Below are 3449 nucleotides of genomic sequence, written 5' to 3'. Positions count from 1 at the left end.
TTGCAAGCGCTTCATTAACAGAACCATCTTCAAAAAGAGCCTTATCAAATTTTCCAGTTTTAAAACGCGAAACCACCGCATTAGGAGAAACACGCATCTTTTTGGCAAAGGCACGAAGCGATAAACCCTCACGATGCTTCTTTGCCATTTCCACCTCTTTTGCTAGATATTTTTCAATATTCATTCTTTTCTTTAGATTAGTATCATGTTATGATACATAAAAGAACGAATGAAGGTGACTTGGTGATTGAATCTTTTGCGGATAAACAGTGTAAAGATCTTTTAGAAGGCAATCCACCTAAAGGTTTTCCCACAACTCTCGTGCGTATAGCCCAACGAAAATTATTTATGCTGGATAAAGCAGTTGATCTCAAAGATTTACGCAGTCCTCCGGGTAATCGTTTAGAAGCCTTGAAAGGAGAGCGTAAAGGTCAATATTCTATTCGTATTAATGACCAGTTTCGCATTTGTTTTGAGTGGCGTTCTAATGGCGCCTATGAAGTTGAAATCGTCGATTATCATTGATCCGTAGGAGGTCGAGATGAAAAATTACATTGCTATTCATCCCGGAGAAATTTTACGGGAAGAATATTTAAAAGAATATGCTCTCTCTGCTTATGCTCTTGCCAAAGCCTTGAATGTTCCACGCACTCGGATAGAACGTATTGTAGCAGAAAATAGTCCGGTAACTCCTGATACAGCACTACGATTAGCCTATTTTTTTGATACAACAGCTGAATTCTGGCTTAACATGCAAGCTGCTTACGATGTTAGTGTCTTACAAGTTGAAAAAGCAGATGAATTTTCCAAAATTAGTAAATTTGAATGTAGGGTTTAATGATCTTTCCACTTATAAGGTTTTACGACCTAACAGATAATTGACGATCCGGTATAATCGGGTCTATATTCTGGCATGCAAATGGATACACTTCAAGTCGCATAAGGATTATTGGCTTTCACAAAAAACTTTGACATAAGATGCAGTTACACAAAAGAAGATTTGGAAGCCGTGGATTCTCCACCATTGACAGATGAAGAACTTGCAGGCTTAAAGCCAGCTAAAGACGTTTTACCAGCCTCCTTTTTTAAGTATGTAACAGAAGAGCGGCATACACGTGGGTGAAGTCTTAAAAAAAGAAAGCGGTTGTTAAGCCAAACGATCTCTCCACTTTAAAAAAAATGCTTTACAGTTGAAATTAAACTTCAATTGTATTACATTGAAATACAGTTGAGAGAGGAGAAATCATTATGGCTACCAGTCGCATGGTTCAAGCACGTGTACCGGAAGAAATTCAAAATGTCGCTAGTCAAGTTATTCAAGCCTCTGGTTTGTCAGTAAGTGATGTCGTGAGAGTGTTGATGACACGTATTGCGCAAGATAAAGCTATTCCTTCTTTTTTGTTTCAACCCAATGCAGAAACCATAGCGGCTTTTGCCGAACTTGATGAAGGCAACTTAAAAAAGTTTCATTCCGTAGACGAATTATTTGATGATCTCTATGCGGACGATTGAACGTACGACTATCTTCAAACGTGATTTCAAGCGTGAGATGAAAGGACAATATCGGCATCTTTTAGATACTGATTTACGCAAAGTCATCGCAGCATTAGCAAATGATCAATCTTTAGAGCTTCGATATCATGACCATGCATTAACTGGAAATTGGAAAGATTATCGGGATTGTCATATTCGACCTGATTTGGTTTTGATCTATCGCTTGATTGGTCAAGATAGGCTAATTTTAGTGCGTCTTGGTTCTCATTCACAGCTTAATCTGTAATGTCAATTAATCCCTCCCCATTTTTGAGAACGGGGAGGGGGGTATATATTTTACCTAAGCAACCTTTTTAATGGGGCTCTCGAAATTCGGTTCATAAGCGCACAACAAAGAATCCATGCTATGCGGTAACTCTGAATCGCCAAAATCTGTGAGAACTGTTAAGATTTTAAGTATACTTGGCATCTCATCTTGAAGTTTTGAAATCAAAGCTTTTTCTATGACAGTCATAGTATCAACCAGAGCAGTACAATCTTTATCATTCATATTTTCATGTCTAGAAAATTGAGATAATGCCAACCACAAATCGCATAAGAAGTTAGTATCTATCTTCATTGTACACCTCCATGAATTTGCTCTCTCAAACATGCCAATCCTCTGGATGTGATTTTTGTTGAAGGGAGTACCTTTTCTGTACCATCTGGTCTTTGAATGGTGATAGCAGGGCAATCCATGAATCCTTTCTTGATTTTATCCTGATAAGGTAACAGAGGCGCTCCTGGAGCCCGTCGATAGATCCAATCATGTTTACGCAAGTAATCCGTTAAATCCTTTGGTCGCACCTCTAATATCTTCGCTGCTTCGATTAAACCAAACAGACCATCAGAACGCTTTAAGCCTTCCAAAGCCTCTGCTTTTGGCTTGAGTGTACTCACCTCATTTCTTAAGTCTTCTAATTGATTGATACTCTCTAAAAGAGCTGTTTAATCGTAAGAGGATTTTCCAAAGCATTGGCAAGATTTATTTGCGGTGTTGCTAATTGTTTCAAAAGCCGTTCACATTTGATAAAGTATTGACGTGCTTCATGTCCTTTATCATTACGCTCTATCATCGAAAGGTGTTTAGCCATGTCTAAGGTAATGTGGGGTATGCTTTAGAAGGACGTCCACCTGAACTTTCGCTCAAAAAAGAGCAAAAGTCATACCCTTCTTTAAATTTACAGTCTTGAATACGTCTGATAATCCAGTCTTTAAAGCTGGTTTTTACTTCTAAAAACGCATGCAAGTCACATGCATTTACCGTTTGAACAGTTTCCTGATCAATAGTTTGTTCTGATATCGGAATAAGAGTGTTCATGTGAACTCCTTGTTGATAGATGTTTCTTAATGACACTCCAAAAGAGCGCCGGGTGCTAAGAAACACGGCAACAAGCCCGTCGTTATGCTTTTCCCCCGAAAGGGTATTTTATGGCATAACCACACCCGACAAGACCAGTATACGCTATACGCGTATAATGAGTCAAAGCCTTTACAATGTGCGGAAGACTGATTATTTCGGCAATCTATCCGCTATTGGTTTAAGGTGTTCGTTAGGCACCTGATTCGACAATAGACATGACGTCACTGCCTTGTCAAGTGATAAAGACTTTTTTTCTAAAAAATAATCCACAATTGTACAGTAACATACTGAAATTGTTATTTATCAATGTGTTATGTGTACAATGTACAGTCGATTTGAAAATTCTGTCGCTAGCGATAGTTCGCGCTGGTCTGCTCCGCAACGAAGCCACCCCGCTGGGAAGTACCTTTTGCATTGATTTTATTTACTTTTTTATGGAAAAAACAAAGCATAAGTGATGATCTTTTTTTAAAATTACAATAAGAATAGGGAATGCTTAAACTCATAAATATATGTAATATAGAGATAAAGCTTGAGAACATGATCTAGCCTT

The 3449-nt window shown here is 38.2% G+C and carries 5 protein-coding genes and 2 pseudogenes; 4 read left to right on the top strand and 3 right to left on the bottom strand.

Annotation, left to right across the window (positions count from 1 at the left end; all coding sequences use genetic code 11):
- Positions 1-184 (bottom strand): annotated as a pseudogene (locus PVV66_RS09300) (hypothetical protein); the annotation flags it as partial.
- A 26-nt stretch (positions 185-210) separates the two neighbouring features.
- On the opposite strand from PVV66_RS09300, the gene PVV66_RS09295 reads away from it, so the two are divergent.
- The 4 genes from PVV66_RS09295 to PVV66_RS09280 all read left to right on the top strand — a co-directional run bounded on the left by PVV66_RS09295 (position 211) and on the right by PVV66_RS09280 (position 1780).
- Positions 211-525, top strand: a complete 315-nt coding sequence (locus tag PVV66_RS09295) for a type II toxin-antitoxin system RelE/ParE family toxin (RefSeq protein ID WP_273719337.1) — start codon at positions 211-213, stop codon at positions 523-525.
- A 16-nt stretch (positions 526-541) separates the two neighbouring features.
- A complete protein-coding gene (locus PVV66_RS09290; protein ID WP_273719336.1) occupies positions 542-838 on the top strand; it encodes a HigA family addiction module antitoxin in 297 nt (98 codons plus the stop codon).
- Positions 839-1248: 410 nt separating this feature from the next.
- Positions 1249-1512, top strand: a complete 264-nt coding sequence (locus tag PVV66_RS09285) for a type II toxin-antitoxin system RelB/DinJ family antitoxin (protein ID WP_039757918.1) — start codon at positions 1249-1251, stop codon at positions 1510-1512.
- Complete coding sequence (locus PVV66_RS09280) at positions 1499-1780, top strand: type II toxin-antitoxin system YafQ family toxin (protein ID WP_273719334.1); 282 nt, start codon at positions 1499-1501, stop codon at positions 1778-1780. The genes PVV66_RS09285 and PVV66_RS09280 overlap by 14 nt, the downstream gene beginning before the upstream one ends.
- 54 nt (positions 1781-1834) lie before the next feature.
- Here PVV66_RS09280 and PVV66_RS09275 read toward each other — a convergent pair whose 3' ends face one another.
- Both PVV66_RS09275 and PVV66_RS09270 read right to left on the bottom strand, forming a co-directional pair.
- Positions 1835-2113, bottom strand: coding sequence for a hypothetical protein (locus PVV66_RS09275; protein WP_273719332.1), 279 nt, complete (start codon positions 2111-2113; stop codon positions 1835-1837).
- Positions 2110-2854, bottom strand: a pseudogene (locus PVV66_RS09270) (antA/AntB antirepressor family protein). Before PVV66_RS09270 ends, PVV66_RS09275 begins: the two are co-directional and overlap by 4 nt.
- Positions 2855-3449 lie beyond the last annotated feature (595 nt).

Origin of the sequence: Bartonella sp. AU16XJBT, from assembly GCF_028618665.1 — a bacterium.
Classification (GTDB): domain Bacteria; phylum Pseudomonadota; class Alphaproteobacteria; order Rhizobiales; family Rhizobiaceae; genus Bartonella.
Note: the sequence above shows the minus strand (reverse complement) of the source record. Positions and strands in the feature narration are given on the sequence as shown.

What these genes read in the sequence shown, in the direction of transcription:
- PVV66_RS09295 (WP_273719337.1), top strand. Translation starts at nt 211, where the DNA reads ATGATACATAAAAGAACGAATGAAGGTGACTTGGTGATTGAATCTTTT.
- PVV66_RS09290 (WP_273719336.1), top strand. Translation starts at nt 542, where the DNA reads ATGAAAAATTACATTGCTATTCATCCCGGAGAAATTTTACGGGAAGAA.
- PVV66_RS09285 (WP_039757918.1), top strand. Translation starts at nt 1,249, where the DNA reads ATGGCTACCAGTCGCATGGTTCAAGCACGTGTACCGGAAGAAATTCAA.
- PVV66_RS09280 (WP_273719334.1), top strand. Translation starts at nt 1,499, where the DNA reads ATGCGGACGATTGAACGTACGACTATCTTCAAACGTGATTTCAAGCGT.
- PVV66_RS09275 (WP_273719332.1), bottom strand. Translation starts at nt 2,113, where the DNA reads ATGAAGATAGATACTAACTTCTTATGCGATTTGTGGTTGGCATTATCT.